Below are 17,694 nucleotides of genomic sequence, written 5' to 3' on the forward strand. Positions count from 1 at the left end.
TATGGCGAAATTGCGGTCAATCTGCGAAATTAACGTCTGCGTAAAAATAATTGTCATAAGCTAATAATTATCAACTTTCGTTGTTACTCTAATTAGAGAAGAACAAAAAATTAAACAATTCTTCGTCTGATAAGTCTTTAGATTTTATCGAGAAGGGAGCAGTTTATGTTTATAACACGTAGAACATTATTGAAATCCGGCCTGGCTGTAGGTGCCCTTGGGGCAGTTGGGATTGGATATACTGAGATCAGTAAAATTGATACTAAAGCCAAAATTGTCATCGTCGGGGGGGGAGCGGGCGGCATTGGTATCTCTAACATGCTATTGCGCAAGCTTAATGGTGCACATATCACAGTGATTGAGCCGCGAGACTTTCATTGGTATCAGCCTGGACAAACTTTACTGCTTGCTGGGACCTACGATACCAAAAGCGATGTGATTGCGCCGTTGGATCGTTATACCGACAGCGATATTGAGTGGATAAAACAAACGGTGGTGGCATTTCAACCTGATGCTAATGTCGTTATTACCGATAGCGGAGAAAAAGTTGCTTACGATTATCTGATTGTATCCACCGGTCTTGAGCTTCGTTATGACCTGATTGAGGGGATGGATACCGCTTTAATTGGTAAAGACGGTATTACAAGTATTTATTTCAGTCCCGAAGCCGGGTTGGCCAGTTATGATCAGGCTCAGCAATTTGTTCAAAATCCTGGTAATGGGCAGGCTGTCTTTACTCGTCCTTTCGGTGCAATGAAATGTGCCGGAGCTCCTATGAAAGTCACCAATCTTGTAGAGTATTTTGCTTCTCAAAGTGAGCGCAGGAACGAGATTGAATTTAACTATTATACCGCTGAGAATAAATTGTTTGCTGTTAAAGCATTCGATAGCAAATTAAAAGAGATTTGGCAGCGTCGTCAGATTAATCCCAATTATTTGCAGATCATGACCGGGATAGACAGCAGTACCAAGACAGCTTATTTCTCGCAACAAGATGGTTCGACTAACAAAGTTGAATGGGACTTTATTCATGTTGTTCCTCCTATGAGTGCGCCACAAGTTATTCGTCAGTCAGAGCTGGCGGATACTCAGGAGTTTATTGGCTATATCGACGTTGACAACTTCACCATGCAGCATAAACGTTATCCGAATGTGTTTGGATTGGGTGACTGTGTCGGCACTCCGATAGGAAAAACGGCAGCATCAGTGAAATCACAGTTACCAGTAGTGGCAGAAAACCTGTGCAGTATTATTAGCGGTAAGGAACTCACCGCGAAATGGGATGGTTATACTTCATGTCCCATGATTGTCGATGTTGGTCATGCCATGCTTTGGGAGTTCAATTATGATTTACAACCAGTAACGGCTTTACCGTTTGAAGTTGTTGATCCATTGAGTGAAAGCGCACTTGCCTGGCGTTTTGAAGCAACTTTGCTGCGTCCGGTTTATGATGTGATGCTTAAAGGATATACACCGGTTTAAGTCTAGGTGTGTTAACCCAGTTTGTATCTGCGACTTGGCTTTTTAGAAGGTATGTTTTTTTGAGACTAAATCGATCCGTGACTAATACCAATGGTTTTCCTTGGTGCTGTGCTGCAATACGCTTTAGAGCGAAGGAACGTTTGAAATCTTCAAAAAAGATTTTAGCTATAGGTTTAACTTCAAGGTAATATTCCGAACCATCTTGGTTTCGGACGAGAAAATCAGGAGTGTAAGGACAACGCTTGTTACCTGAAGAGTAATAGAAACCTTCGGGTTGTGATTGGAATGAAATAACGTCCTTAGAGTATTCGAGATGGTAACAACAATCTCGTTCTAAAGAACTTTCACACAAAATGACACTTTGATTTTTAGAACTCGCAAACTTGTACACATTTTTTGTTGCGGATGGTTTACGGAGATTGCGAACGTACATAACTTGTCCCTTAACGTTGTAATAAAACAACCAAATTAAGTTTAGAACCCTAAAAGGGTATCTTATGGTTTTTTTGGGGGATAGGATATGATTTCAGCGACAAAAAGGGTGGAAGCCCCAGCCACATCCCGGCACACAAGTCACCCGCCTTGGCTGCTTCCTTCCGGACCTGACCAGGTAAACGGGGTATTGTTGCGGGAGGACCAGGGCCTCCATAGATTTTGCTTCTCAGGTTTGTTACCCGGAGAGTGCGAAGGATTATGAGCTATCCCTTTCCCCATTGCAAGGGGATGGGTACGCAATTCCCGGAATTTGCATTTAAGTGCTTAATTCTTACTCTTTCAATCGTCCATTTCTTCTTCCTGAGAGCTCAGGACATAATCTGCAGCCCAGGCACTACCCAGAATAAACAGCCAGGCCACCAGTATTTGTGGTGGTACGTCTACATCCGGGAACATCAGCAGAGCGGCAAAACTTACTGTGGGTAGGGTCCATATCAGGAGCTTTTTCCACAGTCCAGAATCAATATGTTGCATCGTTTGGGAAGCCGCGAAAATACCGGTAACCGAAAGTGCGACCAGTGCGGCTTCCGGCCATCCTGCTAGCCACAATACCGGGATAAAAGCCAGCAGCCACCAACTGTGCCGGGAGGAACTTTTCCAGTTGGCAGAGGCGTACCAGATCAGAGAAACACAGAGAAGTTGCAGCAGCGTTGCCAGCGCATGCCCTCCCAGACGGCCATTTAACTGGGTTATCATTATACCGGCCTCCATCGATAAAACACACAGACCCAACGTGACACGCACGAATGTGCTGCTGTATTTTGAGAAGGCGACCACCAATGCCGGAAAAATTATCCATGTGCTGAGAGAAAGTGTTGCTGGTTGAACCGGAAGCAGTAAACCGTATATGCTCATAGCAATAAGGAGCAGACCTCCGGCGATACCATTTTTAGGCAGGATCCATAGTACCGGAATGATAAGGGCGATAAGGGGAATATTACCGTCGCTGACACTGACGGTTCTGGTACATACTATGGTCAGTAAGAGTGTCATCATAAACTGGATAATGCGTATAACCATAGTCACTCCTTTACAATCATTTTCAGGTGAACACATACCTGACAGGGTACAGACAGTATGGAACAATTTTTGGCACAAATCTTTAGCGTAATTCACCAAATTCCAATCGGAAAAGTGACAACATATGGTGATGTCGCTCGCATGAGCGGTTTCCCCGGCTACGCAAGGCAAGTTGGTAAGGCTTTAAGCCAGCTTCCTGAGGAGACAACACTTCCCTGGCATCGGGTAATTAATAGCAAGGGAGAGATATCTCAGTCCGGTGGTGCAATGATCCGCCAGAAGGAGAAACTTGTTCAGGAAGGTATTCACGTTTCTGAAACGGGAAAGATTGCACTAAAACAATACAGGTGGCTTATATAGTGCCACCTGTATTTGTTTTTATAACTGGAGTGATCTGAAAATAATTAAGCGCCAACCAGAGACAGATTAATCTGTTTGGTATTATTCACATCGGTAATAACCGGATATATTTTATCGGTTGTTAATTTAAGCTTTCCATCAACTTCTACACCTACCCGAACACTATATTGATGTGTTTCTTCGATTTTATTTGTGTCAAAGTTTAACTCAAAATCGATAGGCATCATTTCGCCCTCGGCCAAAAAAGTCTGCTGGGATACAACTTCAGCAGGAACGTCAGCGGTTGATACATCTTCCAGAGTTACGGTGACAATCGCACCTTCAGGAAGTGGTTCCTGAGCATCTGCAGAGATATTACCTTTAATTACATCAAGGATGGCCGCCTGATCCGTTGCTTCTGTTTCCTGTACTACTTCGCTTTCAGCAATAACGGGTTGTTCCGTTATGTCCTGTACCTGTTCTTCAATAGTCGCTTCTGCCTGTTCTGCAACATCTTCCTGCACAATGACATTAGCGGTGTCAGTCGCTGCAGTTTCTGTTGCATCCTGAGAGACCAGAGTATCCGTAACGACGGTTGCCGTGTCCTGAACAACTTGAACTTCACCTGCCATATCAGTTGACCCTGCTATTACTTTTTCTTCTGACTGGCAGCCGACGAGCAATACCAAAAATACTGAACTGACTAGAATTAATAACTTTTCCATAATATTTTTCCTGTTATTTGTTGGGGCATATATTAAGGCAGAAGATTGCCTCGAATAATTAACTCGATCGGATTATATGTTTGTCTTGCAGTTAAATCTTTAGCAAGGTAACTTCTTTACAGAAGTCTGACGGCAAATTTACGGAGATAATAAATGAGTCAATCATTAGAGTCGCTTTTGGCATTATTACAGTTGGAAAAACTGGAACAAGGGCTGTTTCGTGGTCAGAGTGAACATTTAGGGTTACCCCAGGTTTATGGTGGCCAGGTCGTTGGTCAGGCACTCTCTGCAGCCAGATACACGGTTGAAAGTGACAGAATGGTTCATTCGTTTCATAGCTATTTTTTGTATCCGGGCGATCCGCAAAAGCCGATTATTTATGATGTTGAAAATCTGCGGGATGGGAAAAGTTTCAGTACCCGCCGGGTTAAGGCCATTCAGAATGGCAGACCAATTTTCTTTCTGACGGCTTCTTATCATGGTGAAGCGACAGGATTTGAGCATCAGAATACCATGCCGGATGTTGCCGGCCCCGAGCAGTATGCTTCGGAAACGGATCTGGCCAATATGGTGGCGGATTATTTGCCGGAGAACATTAAGCAGATGTTTCTGGGAGATAAGCCTATTGAGGTGCGTCCGGTAAAAGTCATCAATCCGCTGAAACCCGCCAAAGAAGAGCCGAAGCAGTACCTGTGGATTAAAACAAATGGTGATATGCCGGACAATTTGCTGATTCATCAGTACCTGCTGGCCTATGCCTCTGACTGGGGATTTTTACCGACGGCGCTTCATCCGCATGGAGTAACCATGCTCACGCCAAACCTCCAGGTTGCCACAATAGACCATTCCATGTGGTTTCACCGCCCGTTCAAAATGGATGACTGGCTGTTGTATGCGATTGAAAGCCCGACAGCAAGCAACACCCGGGGACTGGTTCGTGGTGAAATATATGACCGGCAGGGTAATCTGGTGGCTTCTGCTGTTCAGGAAGGGGTGATGCGCTTTACTGAACCCACAGATAAAGAATAAATGAGATAAATAAATCCGGATTACCTTTTTAGATAATCCGGATTTTACGCGAGAGCGACGGATTCAGTTTGGTGATTTAAGCACGGGTCAGCTCTCGCAGAATACCCGCTGCTTTTACCATATTAGTTAATGCCGGGGTGACTTCCGCCCACTGGCGGGTTTTCAGACCACAGTCGGGGTTAACCCATAAGCGTTCCGCCGGAATACGTTCCGCTGCTTTATTCATGAGATTGACCATTTGTTCCACAGATGGAATGTTGGGTGAGTGAATATCGTACACACCCGGACCGATTTCCGTCGGATACTCGAATGCCTCAAACACATCCAGAAGCTCCATATCTGAACGGGATGTTTCTATGGTGATCACATCTGCATCCATATGAGCAATGGCTTCAATGATATCGTTAAATTCGGAGTAGCACATATGCGTATGGATCTGTGTTTCATCATTCACTCCGTTTGCGGTAATACGGTAAGATTCGACAGCCCAGTCCAGGTATTCCTGCCATTCAGAACGGCGCAGTGGTAAACCTTCGCGCAATGCGGCTTCATCGATCTGAATGACGTTAACCCCTGCGGCTTCTAAATCCTGAACTTCCTGACGGATCGCCAGAGCCAGTTGTAGACAGGACTGGCTACGAGGCTGATCGTCGCGGACAAATGACCAGTTAAGAATGGTTACCGGACCGGTGAGCATGCCTTTCATTGTCTTATCAGTTAATGACTGAGCGTACTTGATCCAGTCAACGGTCATTGCATGCGGGCGGCAGATGTCGCCAAACAAGATGGGGGGTTTGACACAGCGGGAACCATAAGACTGTACCCAGCCGAACTGGCTGAAAGCGTACCCCTGTAGTTGCTCACCGAAGTACTCAACCATATCATTGCGTTCAGCTTCCCCATGTACCAGTACATCCAGTCCCAGTTTTTCCTGTTCACGCACGGCAAATTCAATTTCTGCTTTCATTTTGGTTGTATATTCATCAACCGATATTTCTTGTTTTCTGAAAGCCAGACGGGCTTTACGGATCTCTGCCGTCTGGGGGAATGAACCGATAGTTGTGGTTGGGTATAAAGGTAAATTCAGATGTTCGCGTTGCTTTGCCGCTCTGATCTTATAAGGGTTTTGACGTTCGCCTAGTTGTGCTGTGATGCTGCTGACGGCTTCTTTTATTGCCGGATTATGTACTCGCTCTGAATGGTTACGGCTGTCAATTGCAAGCTGGTTTTCAGCCAGTTCTGCTGCAACAGCCTCTCTGCCGTGGTTAATGGCTTTACCCAATATTTGCAGCTCGACCAGTTTTTGCCGGGCAAACGCCAGCCAGTTTTGTATGTCTGCATCCAGCTTTTCTTCACTGTCCAGATCCACCGGTACGTGTAGCAGTGAACAGGATGGTGCAATCCACAGACGTTCACCCAGCCGTGCAGCAACAGGTTCCAGCCAGTCCAACGTGGTGTTTAAATCGGTTTTCCAGATATTGCGTCCGTTAATCACACCGACAGACAATACCTTATATTCGGGTAGGGTATCGAGTAGGGCTGCAATTTCATTGCGTCCTCTTACGGCATCCACATGCAGACCTGCAACAGGCAGTTCACAAGCCAGTGACAGGTTATCCTGCAGAGTACCAAAATAGGTTGCTAGCAGCAGATGAGGCTGAGCAGAGTTCAGAGCATGATAAGACGTAATAAAAGCTTGTTTCCATTCCGTGTTCAGTTCTGTCACTAAGACAGGCTCATCAATCTGTACCCATTCGGCTCCTGCTAATGCCAGTTTTTTCAGCAGTTCACAATAAACAGGCAGCAACCTATCCAGCAAATCCAGACGATCTGAATCGTCTTTTGCTTTGCTCAGCCACAGATAAGTGACGGGGCCAATGATTACCGGTTTGGCATTGACGTCGGCTTGCCGGGCTTCTGCTAATGTGTTCAGAAGGTGTTCTGCATTTAAAGAAAATACCGTATCAGCGGTGACTTCCGGCACGATATAGTGGTAGTTTGTATCGAACCATTTGGTCATTTCACCGGCATGAACACAATGACATCCGCTATCGTTAGCAGAGCGGCCACGCGCTATGCGGAAATAGTTATCCAGTTCGTTTCCTCCGAGCTCGGCAACACGTTTGGGTAAGTTGCCCAGCAGGAAGCTCATGTCCAGAATCTGGTCATACAGAGAGAAATCACCGACTGGTACAAGGTCAAGTGATTTCTGGGTTCCCCAGTTAATTGCACGAATATTGTGTGCGGTATCCTGTAGTTCATCGGCGTTGATTTCGCCTTTCCAGTATTTTTCCAAAGCAAATTTCAATTCGCGTTTTGCGCCAATGCGCGGAAATCCTAAATTATGTACGAGAGCCATATTTTTCTCCGATAGTGTCTGTTGATAAAAATACTAAAGGAGCCGGTTCCGGTTTGATAATGGTATAAATTAATGAAATAAATGAAATTTGTTCATGATTTACAGGAAGAGATTGAGCTGGATATAAAGAGGATATCCGCATTCACAGCGGATATCCTCTAATAAGGTGAAGGTTGTTATTAAAATTTAACCAGCAGCATATAGACTGATTCTGTTTAGATATTAGTACTGGTTCCCCCCTGCCCGGGGGTCAGAAGTATGGCTTTTATCCCTTTCAGGGTTATACCAAGTTCTTGCTTCACAGTTTTTAGCCCCATCAGTACGATTTGTTCTGTATCCAGTTGGATTGAAGAGTTAGCACCAGAGATGATCAGAACGCCACTTTCTGTGATGGTTGCTGTCAGTTCTAACGTTGCCACATCAGTCATTCCAAGACTGAAAGAAACACTACGATTCAGCTCTGTATTGGTTTCAGTTGAAAGGCTTATATCTGCACCGGTGCTGACGCTGGTCAGAGCAATGGAGGATGAATTCGCGTTGACCCGATATCCCCCTTCAAGAGAGATGGTGCCATTGGCTTCGCTGGTGAATACGGGAAGATAATCGACCTGTTCCACTAAAGAACCATTTCCGCTGGTTTCTGTGCTCAGAGTTAGTGTCCCGTTACTGCGCTGAAAGTTTACAGTAGCAATTTCACTGTCGGATACCAGGGTCAGAGTTCCACCAGTATTCAGAGTCGGTTCGGTCAGACCGGAGATATCTGTATTGCTTATTTCAGGGTTAAGAGACGTATGACTGACAGGAGAATAATGTGCATCGCCATTTGGCTCTAAAGCGGTATGAAGAGGTGTGTCAATGATCTCTTCAGAGGTGGCTTCAGAGGCGGCTTCACCAACGGTTATTGATGCATTTGTAAACCCGGTTAAATTATATCCGGTTCCTGAACTCAGAGAGCCCTGTGCGATTGTCAGTGTATATGGACTGCCATCAGTGTTTGCTCCTGACGAAGCTCCTTCTGATGTCATTACAGGGGTTCCCGTCAGAATGTCAGAAGCAGTGTCCTGAGTGAATACATTACCGTAGACTGAGGAATCTATGATGCCGCTCACTGTATAGTGAGTACCAAGAACAGGATTGCTGAGATCGATAGTTTCTCCATACGTTTTATCCATATTCAGAGCAGTAACCGTTGCTGTCGGTTGAATGCTGAAGAGATAGCGGTTTCCTGTTTGAGTAACACTTTCTGCCGGATAACTCGCATATGTTTTATTCCAGAGAGCTGAATTACCACTAATCAGACCACCAAAGGTATTTGTAGCAGGATCGGTGGAATAGATCAGCCAGCGTCCGTCGCCACTGGTTGTGATAGCTCCGGAACCCGAATTATTGATGAAATTTCCACCAGCTGCCAAAACTCCGGTGCCAGTGCCGATATCGAGAGTTACGCCATTGCCCAGAGTAATATTTCCTCCGGATAGAATACTCAGAGTATCAGTTGTCGTTGTAATATTGCCGTCGAAATTGACATCACCACCATCGGTTCGGCCAATTTCCAGCGTCCCGGCAGATATCTGGCTGAGTTCTGCGTTACCGATCACTGACCCCAGAGTAATCGCATTGGCTGCAGTGAGTTGCTGCATAGTCACTTTTCCTGTTCCACTGTCGGCAGAAATACTTTGTGATATGTTGAATGTATCCCCGGTAAGGACAATATCTCCGCTGGTGTTTGTCAGGCTTCCTCCGGTTATATTCACTGTCTGGTTGGCCAGTTCAAAATAACCGCTGGTGGCTACACTGGTATCTCCAACTACAGTGGTCGTCCCGGTTCCGTCACTTCGTCCGACGGTAATGTTGGAGAACCCGGTAAGGTGAGTGAAATTCGTACTGCTGAATGTCATATCACCACTACCGGCAGCGCCAATATCAACATTAGTGCTGGCGCTATATGGTTTAATGGTGATTGATGCTCCGTTACCTGTAATATCTTGTTGGATATCGAAAGAACTTGCTGTCAGTGTCAGCGTTGATAAGGCATTCTGCATGTATGATGTACTGCCAAATGTTAACTGGCCGGTGGTCTCAATTTCGGCACCTGTTCCGAAACGTAGAGGACTGTTGATGGTAACATCGCCAGTACTTGCTATTTTGGCATTGAGGTTGACATTGAAATTACGGACGGTTCCGAATGTATCAAAGTAGACCCTGCCTGCACCTGTTGTGATATCACCATTGATAGTGATACCACCGGTGCCCGAATCAAGATAGATATCTCCACCATTGGAATTAATTGCATTGCTTAGAGTAAAAGAGCCTCCACCTAAATCATCGGAGTCTGCCCAGAGTTCAATAATCCCGCCGTTAGTAGTAACGGTGTTTCCGACAATCAGCCCATTATCACCAAATAATCTTATTTTACCTGAACCAGTAGCGGTCAGTTTCCCTGCATTTAACCCACCGAATCCTGATGCCTGGATGGTAATATCCCCTGAGCCTGATGTCCGGATTTCATCATTGGTATCTACGGTGTTATAAGAACCCCGGCCACCAGATGCGTATACTCCTGCTCTTATATTTAAGCTTACATCCGTTTGTAAAAGCAGAAGGTTATCAGTCAGGTCTTCCAATGTAATGTTACCGGAAGAGCTGGCATCGGTCTGCAGATCGATGTTGGTCAGTTGAGCTTCCAGATTTTCTTCATAAAAAGTATTTGCAGTATTAACCCCTGAGCCGTTTTTAATATTGATAGTCGTAGGATCCAGTAGCAAAGTACCCATTTCACCATTTGCTGCCCGAGTATCTGTAAGGCCGGAGTATCCTAGACGTTCTTTTCCTGAAACTTCAACCTGACCGCCGTTACCTCCGTTAACACCACCATTGGCCAGAATGGTTCCCTCAAACATATTTTCATAATCACTCCAGAAGACGACGGTACCACCATCACCGTTGTCAGATGCAGAAGCATTAACAGTGACGGTATTATCTGCATTGATGTAAGTCGCATTGGTAATGGATGAGTCCTGGCCTTGCCATCCACCACCAACCATAATAGTCCCACCGCCAGAGGTACCGGAGGCGTCCAGATAAGCACCGGATGTTACCTCTATTCGTTCTCCGGTAATGATAATTTCACCGCCCTGAGATATTGTGGAAGAAACATCTAATGTTCCTGCTACAGCTGTCTGCCCTCCGTCAGCTGTTAATACAATGCGTCCATTGTCTTCGGAAAGTCCTTGGGCTTCGATTATTCCTGTTGTATTTATTACAGCATTGGTCAGTTCATCGACAGCTTTAGCCGTCAGAAAGACAGTGCCACCATTGGCCTGAATAAGGCCGCTGTTCTGGATTTGAGCATCAACAGCACCTTGGTCAACGGTAAAGGAGATAAGTCCATCACCTGAAAAATCAAGGTTAACCTTATCCCCGGCGGCCATGGCTACAGTACCGCGATTGACTGTGACGGTTCCGCTGTTGTCTATGACCGGAGAAATAAAGGCAATATAACTGCCTTCTGCGGCATTAATGATTCCGGCGTTGCTGATACTGCCGGCTAATTCGTTCGCTGAAAACTGATAATTACCATTCAGGAAATCTTCGTCTGTAATGTTTAGGGAAGAAGCAATTAAGCCACCCACATTCACCTGAGCAGAAGAACCGAATATGATGCCTGACGGATTAATCAAAAATATTTGTCCGTTGGATGAAAGGTTGCCCAGAATCTGGGTTGGATTTTGATCGGTAATTTGGTTCAGTGCGGTAGCTGCGCTGTTTGGCTGATAGAATGTCACTCCGGCACCGGAACCAATGTTGAAGCTATCCCAGGTCGCGACCATATTCTGACTGGTCTGATTGATAGTCATCTGATTGCCACTACTGGATATGCTAGCCGTTCCTGATGTGACAGTACCGCCTGTAGGCAAGGTGGTTGTTTCAATAGCAAGAACAGAGTTGGTGGTGAAAAGTAAGATTACAACACAAATTGTGGAGGTATTTGATCGGGAGCTTTTGACTCTCGTTGATGTCAGTTCAGACACAACTTGCCACTGGTTTTTGACTTTGGACCAGATGACGCGAAAAATTTTATTCATGTACTATCTCCTGAAAATATAAAAAAGGAGTAACTATTTAAATTCTTTCAGTAATGCGTCAAAAACGCCAAAGAGCCTGAAACAAAACACGATTTTCATCATTCTTACCGTCAGAGTCATTATCGTCAGTACTACGACCATCGTTATTGCCGATGACATGAGCCCAGGATGTCCTGATTGTCAGATTATCATCGTAGCTGTAGTCAAATCCTGTTCCGGCACCTTGCAGCCAGTATCGGTTTTTGTTCGTTGCTGTGCTGATTGCATTCGCCCAGGTATTTTTATGCAGCACGATTTGGCCTGCATCGTAAAAGATATTCCATTTTAGATCTCCGAAACGTTCCGGAATAGCAATAGCATAGCTAGCTTCAAGGTTAAAAAGATGTCCTTCGTCTCCCATTGCTTCACTTACCGGATAAGCTCTCACGCCATATGGTCCTCCAAGAGAAAACTGCTCACTGGAGTCTAGATTGTCCAGACTGTATTGAGAGCGCAAAGAAACACGCATCATTAAATCTTTGGTCAGCTTTTGTAAGCGCGCCAGATTTATGTTGAAGAACGTATAGCTTCCTTCAGTATCTGTTATGGCAATATCTGCTGTTCTTTCATTCATTGAACCGTGAGTAACAGAAGCTCCCCAACTGGTCACCCCTCCTCCGAAAAACACATCAGACATATCTCCGGCAGTACCCAGAGTCGCACTGTGCAATTGCTTATCGTGTAATTTTGTACCGGAAGCACTATCTGAAAGATCTTTAAATTCGTAGTTTACTGTTGTGGTAATGTTTGCTCTGCGACTACGGATCCAAGGATAACTGACCCCTACATTCACTGTGTGTGCATTACCGTCAGCATCCAGAGAGGAGAGTTCTTTACCGAGTTCATAGCGGATATCCGTGTAAGATAAGTCGGCACGCAAGCCACTGGTAGAGATAGGGGCTGAATAGCTGACTTGTCCGACCTTCAGATGTTCTGCCGTTGTGAATAGAAATGTAAAGCGATCTCCTATCCGGTGTGGGTCATTGATGTTAACCATAGCATTACCACGTTCAGCTCCGGTATAGCGGTTGCCGTAGTTATCAAACCAAAGAGAGCCATCAAAAAGTGCTCCCTCGGTGGCTTTTATCTTTACTGCTGTTGTTCCTGGGGCTTCTCCTGGTGATAGTGAGGCCTTAGCTGAGATGCCGGGTAGGTCATTCATAAGGAGCAGGCTGCGTTCTAAGTCCTGAGCTTTTAAGGGGGTATTTTTTTGTATAGCATGTTCACCAATATGCTGCAGATGTTCTTTACCGATCCGGAGGGTTTCATCTCCGATGACGGTCAGGCTTCCATCGCTTTTCCCCTGAATAATTGCGATGTGTATTACACCAGAAGTAATATCCTGATCGGGCAAATAAGCACGTGCGAGAAGCCAACCTTGAGATCTGAGGTAGTGAGTTACCCGGGTGACAAGGCTTTGAAGCTCATCGAAGGAAAGTTTTTTACCTATATCTTTAGCTACTAGGCTCTGTAGTTCAGGTTCAGAGAGAAGTCCTTCATAACCACTAAAAGTAAAACCTTTAACCAGAATGCGTATACCGTTTTCAGTTTTTTCGGGTGTTTTCTCAACGTCAGCTTGTGGGGGGAGTTGGCTAGGGAGTGGTTTCTGAGAGCGTTGTTCTTGAAGAATTTGCCCGGCATCAGGGGGAGCAGCCAAAACACTAAGCGGCAGGATAAGTGGTAAAAGGCCTGTCAGGGATAAATGTTTCGGCGATATGTTTTGCATAGAAAAAGACTCCTGTTTTGTTTTTATATCAATGAAGTACAGGCCTGACAGGTATGTCATACTAATCGCTTATTAGGAAGAACATCACATTGTTGTCAGATTTTATATTTAGTTTTTTCTGGCTGATGGTGAATAGACAGTTAGTCAGCCAATCGTAAAGAATAGCTGGTTACAATTAAGATTTATAGGATACATTTGTAACGAAAGAAAGCGGTTTGTTTCTTTTGTGTTTGTTTTTTCACAAAAAACAAACATGTAATGCGTAAAAGTTGTGGTGCTACTTTTAATCCATAAAAACCCTAGGTGCCTTAGAAACGTAAATTCTATTTGAATTATTTCACAATCGGTTTGCCGGTTAAATCTGACAATGACTGCTCCTAACAGAAACAAACCCTGCTTAAAAGGAGCAAACTATGTTAATGGCAATATCGGGATTCTTGATGCTTGCAACCATCATGTATTTCCTGTTCAAAGGGCGCACTATTCCGGTCGTCGTCTTTATCACTATACCTGTAATCGCTGCATTTATTGCTGGTTTTTCTATAGAAGAAGTCGTCGCTTTTATCGAATTCGGTATTAAGAAAACCAGTAAAATGGCCGTGTTATTCATCTTCTCAGTAACATTTTTCGGCATTATGTCTGATGCGGGTATGTTCGATGGCCTGGTTAATAAACTGGTTTCGAAAGCGGGAACGAACGTTGTTGCGGTTGCGGTTGCAACTGCCATTATCGGTATCGTTTCACACTTGGATGGTGCAACCGTTACTACGGTTCTGGTTACGGTTCCGGCTATGTTACCTGTGTACAAAAAGCTGAATATCAGACCTCATCTGTTACTGCTGATTGTCGGTTGTGGTATGGGGGTAATGAACCTTCTGCCATGGGGTGGTCCGGTTGCCCGTGCTGCAATCGTTCTGGGAATGGATCCTACCGATCTGTGGCGTGAGATGATCCCTCTGCAGGTTATGGGCATTTTTGCAACGATTGGCCTGGCTGTCGTTATGGCTATTCGTGAGAAGAAATTCCATAACGCAGGATGTGTAGATCTTGTTGTTGACGAGGCCAGTGGCGAAGTTGAAGTAAAAGAAGACAATAAAGAAGTTCTGAGCCTGAAGCGGTATAACCGTACCTGGGTAAACCTTGGAATTACGGCAGTACTTCTGGCGGTACTTCTGATGGATATCTTCCCGACTTATTTCACCTTTATGCTGGGTGTGTGTGCTGCGCTGATCGTGAACTATCCTGACGTAAAAGAACAGAAACGTCGTATGAAAGCTCACGCGCCGGCTGCACTTGATGTTGCTTCCGTTATGCTGGCAGCTGGTATCATGGTTGGTGTACTTGGTAAAAGTGGCATGCTGGAAGCCATGACAGTACCGCTTTTGGAAATCATTCCATCAGCACTTGCACAATACCTGCAAATCATCATGGGTATTATTGCTCTGCCTCTTGGCACCATGCTGGGTACAGACTCTTACTTCTACGGACTGCTGCCTCTGGCGATCAAAGTGGGTGAAAACTATGGCATCAGCGCTATGAGTATGGCGATTGCAATGACGGTGGGTAAAAACCTGTCTCTGCTGATCAGTCCACTGGTTCCTGCAACCTATCTGGGTATAGGTCTGGCAGAAATCGAGCTTAAAGATCATATCCGTTACAGCTTCTTTGGTCTGTGGATAGTCGGACTGATTATGTTCGTCTTTGCCTGGGGCCTCGGAATGTTCTGATACAGAACAAATACCAAATACGCTGTAAAAAATTAGGAAGCAATGATGTTAAGCAATTACTATGAAATGAAGCACGAGCGTGAGCAGCAGGGCATTTACCCTAAGCCTCTTACGGTCAGTGATACCGAAGAAGTTATCGGTAAACTGCAACATGCGGATACCGGTAGCGAGACTCTGGCTGAACTGAAACAGTTACTTTCTGAGCGGGTTCCGCCAGGGGTCGATGAAGCCGCACAAGTGAAAGCAGAGTTTTTGCATAAACTGGCAATCGGTGAATTAAACACTCAGGCTATTTCACCTAAAGAAGCCATACGGCTGCTGGGAACTATGCAGGGCGGTTATAATATCGCCCCTCTGGTCTCTCTGCTGACTCATCCGGAATTCAGCCGTGATGCGGTTGATGCCCTGAAACACGCCATTCTGGTGTTTGATGCGCTGGAAAATGTGTCTCAACTGGCCAAAGAGAACTGCTCTGCGGCACAGGATGTACTGAAAAACTGGGCTGACGGTGTCTGGTTTACCGACCGGCCTGACGTAGCGGAAAAAATCACGGTTACCGTATTTAAGGTTCCGGGCGAGATCAATACCGATGACCTTTCTCCGGCTCAGGATGCCTGGTCTCGGCCGGATATCCCGCTGCACGCTGAAGCCATGCTGAAAATGCCGAGAGAAGGTATGGTGGATGCGCCGTTAGCGAAAATCCAGCAACTCAAGGAAAATGGTTATCCAGTGGCTTTCGTCGGGGATGTAGTCGGTACCGGTTCTTCAAGAAAGTCGGCGGCCAACTCACTGATCTGGCATATCGGGCAGGATATTCCTTATGTACCGAATAAGCGCTTTGGCGGGGTGGTATTAGGCAGCACTATTGCGCCGATTTTCTACAACACGCTGGAAGATGCCGGGGCTTTACCCGTGGAAACCGATGTCACACAACTGGAAACCGGACAGGTTATCGACATCTATCCTTACAAAGGTGAGGTCAGAGACAATGCCAGCGGTGAACTGCTCAGCCAGTTTGAGCTGAAGTCTCCCATGTTGCTGGACAGCGTTCGTGCCGGTGGCCGTATCCCGCTGATCCTTGGTCGCCAACTGACCGATGACAGCCGGACAATTCTGGCGCTGGATCAGAGCAAGCTGTTTGTGCGTCCGGAAAAGATAACCAAAGACGCAGGGTTTACGTTAGCCCAGAAAATTGTGGGCAAGGCGTGCGGTGTCGACGGGGTTTATCCGGGACAGTACTGTCAGCCTAAGGTCACTTCCGTTGGCTCTCAGGACACGACCGGTCCGATGACCCGGGATGAAATTAAGGATTTGGCTTGCCTGAACTTTAATGCGGATCTGGTACTGCAGACTTTCTGTCATACCGCACCGTATCCTCGTCCGATTGATGCGGAAAACCATGCGACTATGCCGACGTTCTTTGAACAGCGCGGCGGTGTAGCCATCAAACCGGGTGATGGTATTATCCACTCCTGGCTGAACCGGATGATCCTGCCGGATACGGTCGGAACCGGCGGTGACTCCCACACCCGTTTCCCGATGGGGATTTCATTTCCGGCGGGCTCTGGTCTTGTGGCCTTTGCCGCCGCAACGGGTATGATGCCGCTGGATATGCCGGAATCGGTTCTGGTGCGTTTTAAAGGCACCATGAAAGACGGTATTACACTGAGAGATTTGGTGCATGCTATTCCGTATTTTGCTCAGCAAGCGGGTCTGCTGACGGTCGAAAAGTCGAATAAGAAAAACATCTTCGCCGGTAAAGTGGTTGAGATTGAAGGCTTATCGGAATTGTCTGTAGAGCAAGCATTTGAACTGGCGGATGCGACAGCGGAACGTTCAGCTGCCGGATGTACTATCGAGCTCGGACAGCAGAGTATAGCGACGTATCTGAAATCGAATATCACCTTACTGAACTGGATGATCAGTCAGGGGTACGAAAGCAAGGCTTGTTTGGAAAAACGGGTCCAGGAGATGGAAAACTGGCTGGCGGATCCAACACTACTGAAAGCGGATAAGGATGCCGGTTATGCTGCCGTACTGGAGATCGATATCGATGCGATCACCGAACCGCTGCTGTGTTGTCCGAATGATCCGGATGATGTGAAGCCGCTTTCTGCGGTGGCGAATACCGCTATTGATGAAGTGTTTATCGGTTCCTGTATGACCAATATCGGGCACTTCCGGGCAGCGGCTAAGATCTTGGAGCCGTGGGACGGAGCAAACCAGAGTAAAACCTGGATAGCGCCACCGACGAAGATGGATGAAAAGCAACTGATGAGCGAAGGTATTTATAATATCTTTGCCCGTCGCGGGGTAAGAACCGAAATGCCGGGCTGCTCTTTGTGCATGGGTAATCAGGCTCAGGTAGCGGAAAATGCGACCGTTATTTCGACCTCAACCCGTAACTTCCCGAACCGGTTAGGGAAAGGTTCTCAGGTGTATCTGGGCTCGGCGGAACTGGCTACAGTAACGGCCATGCTGGGACGGTTACCTTCAGTGGAGGAATATGTACAACATATTCAGCCCCTGAAAGGCAGTGAAGATAAGATTTACCAATATCTGAACTTTGACCAACTTGAGTCCTATCAGGCGCCATCGGAACTGGTTATCCGTCAAGTAGGCTAGTCATCTGAACTTATGTCACTCTTGATCTGTATCACGGAGATGG

Annotated in this window: 11 protein-coding genes and 1 other RNA gene; 5 read left to right on the plus strand and 7 right to left on the minus strand. The window is 46.0% G+C overall.

Features of this window, described 5'->3' with window-relative positions:
• The first annotated feature begins 165 nt into the window (after positions 1–165).
• Positions 166–1,482: an FAD-dependent oxidoreductase gene (locus CSW98_RS00080; protein WP_100798417.1), complete on the plus strand. Its 1,317-nt coding sequence runs from the start codon at positions 166–168 to the stop codon at positions 1,480–1,482.
• Here the strand turns inward: CSW98_RS00080 and CSW98_RS00085 are convergent.
• From CSW98_RS00085 to CSW98_RS00095, 3 genes are all read right to left on the minus strand, one after another.
• Positions 1,460–1,915 (minus strand): TnsA endonuclease N-terminal domain-containing protein, encoded by a 456-nt coding sequence (locus CSW98_RS00085; RefSeq protein WP_232733450.1) that lies wholly within the window; start codon positions 1,913–1,915, stop codon positions 1,460–1,462. The genes CSW98_RS00080 and CSW98_RS00085 overlap by 23 nt on opposite strands.
• 112 nt (positions 1,916–2,027) lie before the next feature.
• An RNA gene (gene ffs, locus CSW98_RS00090) (signal recognition particle sRNA small type) lies at positions 2,028–2,124 on the minus strand.
• A gap of 132 nt (positions 2,125–2,256) precedes the next feature.
• Positions 2,257–2,997 carry a VP0952 family biofilm-associated protein gene (locus CSW98_RS00095; protein ID WP_100798418.1) on the minus strand — a complete coding sequence of 247 codons (741 nt, stop codon included), beginning with the start codon at positions 2,995–2,997 and terminating at the stop codon, positions 2,257–2,259.
• A gap of 57 nt (positions 2,998–3,054) precedes the next feature.
• On the opposite strand from CSW98_RS00095, the gene CSW98_RS00100 reads away from it, so the two are divergent.
• Positions 3,055–3,357, plus strand: coding sequence for an MGMT family protein (locus CSW98_RS00100; protein ID WP_100798419.1), 303 nt, complete (start codon positions 3,055–3,057; stop codon positions 3,355–3,357).
• A 44-nt stretch (positions 3,358–3,401) separates the two neighbouring features.
• On the opposite strand, the gene CSW98_RS00105 is transcribed toward CSW98_RS00100, so the two are convergent.
• Positions 3,402–4,061 carry a YbaY family lipoprotein gene (locus tag CSW98_RS00105; RefSeq protein ID WP_100798420.1) on the minus strand — a complete coding sequence of 220 codons (660 nt, stop codon included), beginning with the start codon at positions 4,059–4,061 and terminating at the stop codon, positions 3,402–3,404.
• Between the two features lie 153 nt (positions 4,062–4,214).
• Between CSW98_RS00105 and tesB the strand changes: the two genes are divergently transcribed.
• Positions 4,215–5,090, plus strand: a complete 876-nt coding sequence (gene tesB / locus CSW98_RS00110; RefSeq protein WP_100798421.1) for an acyl-CoA thioesterase II — start codon at positions 4,215–4,217, stop codon at positions 5,088–5,090.
• A gap of 76 nt (positions 5,091–5,166) precedes the next feature.
• Here the strand turns inward: tesB and metE are convergent, their stop codons facing one another.
• From metE to CSW98_RS00125, 3 genes are all read right to left on the minus strand, one after another.
• Positions 5,167–7,449 carry a 5-methyltetrahydropteroyltriglutamate--homocysteine S-methyltransferase gene (metE, locus tag CSW98_RS00115; RefSeq protein ID WP_100798422.1) on the minus strand — a complete coding sequence of 761 codons (2,283 nt, stop codon included), beginning with the start codon at positions 7,447–7,449 and terminating at the stop codon, positions 5,167–5,169.
• Between the two features lie 215 nt (positions 7,450–7,664).
• On the minus strand, positions 7,665–11,534 hold the full coding sequence (locus tag CSW98_RS00120) for a two-partner secretion domain-containing protein (protein WP_100798423.1): 3,870 nt from the start codon (positions 11,532–11,534) through the stop codon (positions 7,665–7,667).
• Between the two features lie 58 nt (positions 11,535–11,592).
• A complete protein-coding gene (locus tag CSW98_RS00125; RefSeq protein ID WP_157810299.1) occupies positions 11,593–13,299 on the minus strand; it encodes a ShlB/FhaC/HecB family hemolysin secretion/activation protein in 1,707 nt (568 codons plus the stop codon).
• A gap of 413 nt (positions 13,300–13,712) precedes the next feature.
• Between CSW98_RS00125 and CSW98_RS00130 the strand changes: the two genes are divergently transcribed.
• Entirely contained in the window at positions 13,713–15,026 is a 1,314-nt protein-coding gene (locus CSW98_RS00130; RefSeq protein WP_100798425.1) for a CitMHS family transporter, read from the plus strand.
• Between the two features lie 45 nt (positions 15,027–15,071).
• Entirely contained in the window at positions 15,072–17,651 is a 2,580-nt protein-coding gene (locus CSW98_RS00135; protein WP_100798426.1) for a bifunctional aconitate hydratase 2/2-methylisocitrate dehydratase, read from the plus strand.
• Positions 17,652–17,694: the final 43 nt, after the last annotated feature.

Origin of the sequence: Vibrio sp. HA2012 (genome assembly GCF_002812955.1) — a bacterium.
Lineage (GTDB): Bacteria > Pseudomonadota > Gammaproteobacteria > Enterobacterales > Vibrionaceae > Vibrio.

Coding starts and splice junctions, on each gene's coding strand:
- CSW98_RS00080 (WP_100798417.1), top strand. CDS start 166: ATGTTTATAACACGTAGAACATTATTGAAATCCGGCCTGGCTGTAGGT.
- CSW98_RS00085 (WP_232733450.1), bottom strand. CDS start 1,915: ATGTACGTTCGCAATCTCCGTAAACCATCCGCAACAAAAAATGTGTAC.
- CSW98_RS00095 (WP_100798418.1), bottom strand. CDS start 2,997: ATGGTTATACGCATTATCCAGTTTATGATGACACTCTTACTGACCATA.
- CSW98_RS00100 (WP_100798419.1), top strand. CDS start 3,055: ATGGAACAATTTTTGGCACAAATCTTTAGCGTAATTCACCAAATTCCA.
- CSW98_RS00105 (WP_100798420.1), bottom strand. CDS start 4,061: ATGGAAAAGTTATTAATTCTAGTCAGTTCAGTATTTTTGGTATTGCTC.
- tesB (WP_100798421.1), top strand. CDS start 4,215: ATGAGTCAATCATTAGAGTCGCTTTTGGCATTATTACAGTTGGAAAAA.
- metE (WP_100798422.1), bottom strand. CDS start 7,449: ATGGCTCTCGTACATAATTTAGGATTTCCGCGCATTGGCGCAAAACGC.
- CSW98_RS00120 (WP_100798423.1), bottom strand. CDS start 11,534: ATGAATAAAATTTTTCGCGTCATCTGGTCCAAAGTCAAAAACCAGTGG.
- CSW98_RS00125 (WP_157810299.1), bottom strand. CDS start 13,299: ATGCAAAACATATCGCCGAAACATTTATCCCTGACAGGCCTTTTACCA.
- CSW98_RS00130 (WP_100798425.1), top strand. CDS start 13,713: ATGTTAATGGCAATATCGGGATTCTTGATGCTTGCAACCATCATGTAT.
- CSW98_RS00135 (WP_100798426.1), top strand. CDS start 15,072: ATGTTAAGCAATTACTATGAAATGAAGCACGAGCGTGAGCAGCAGGGC.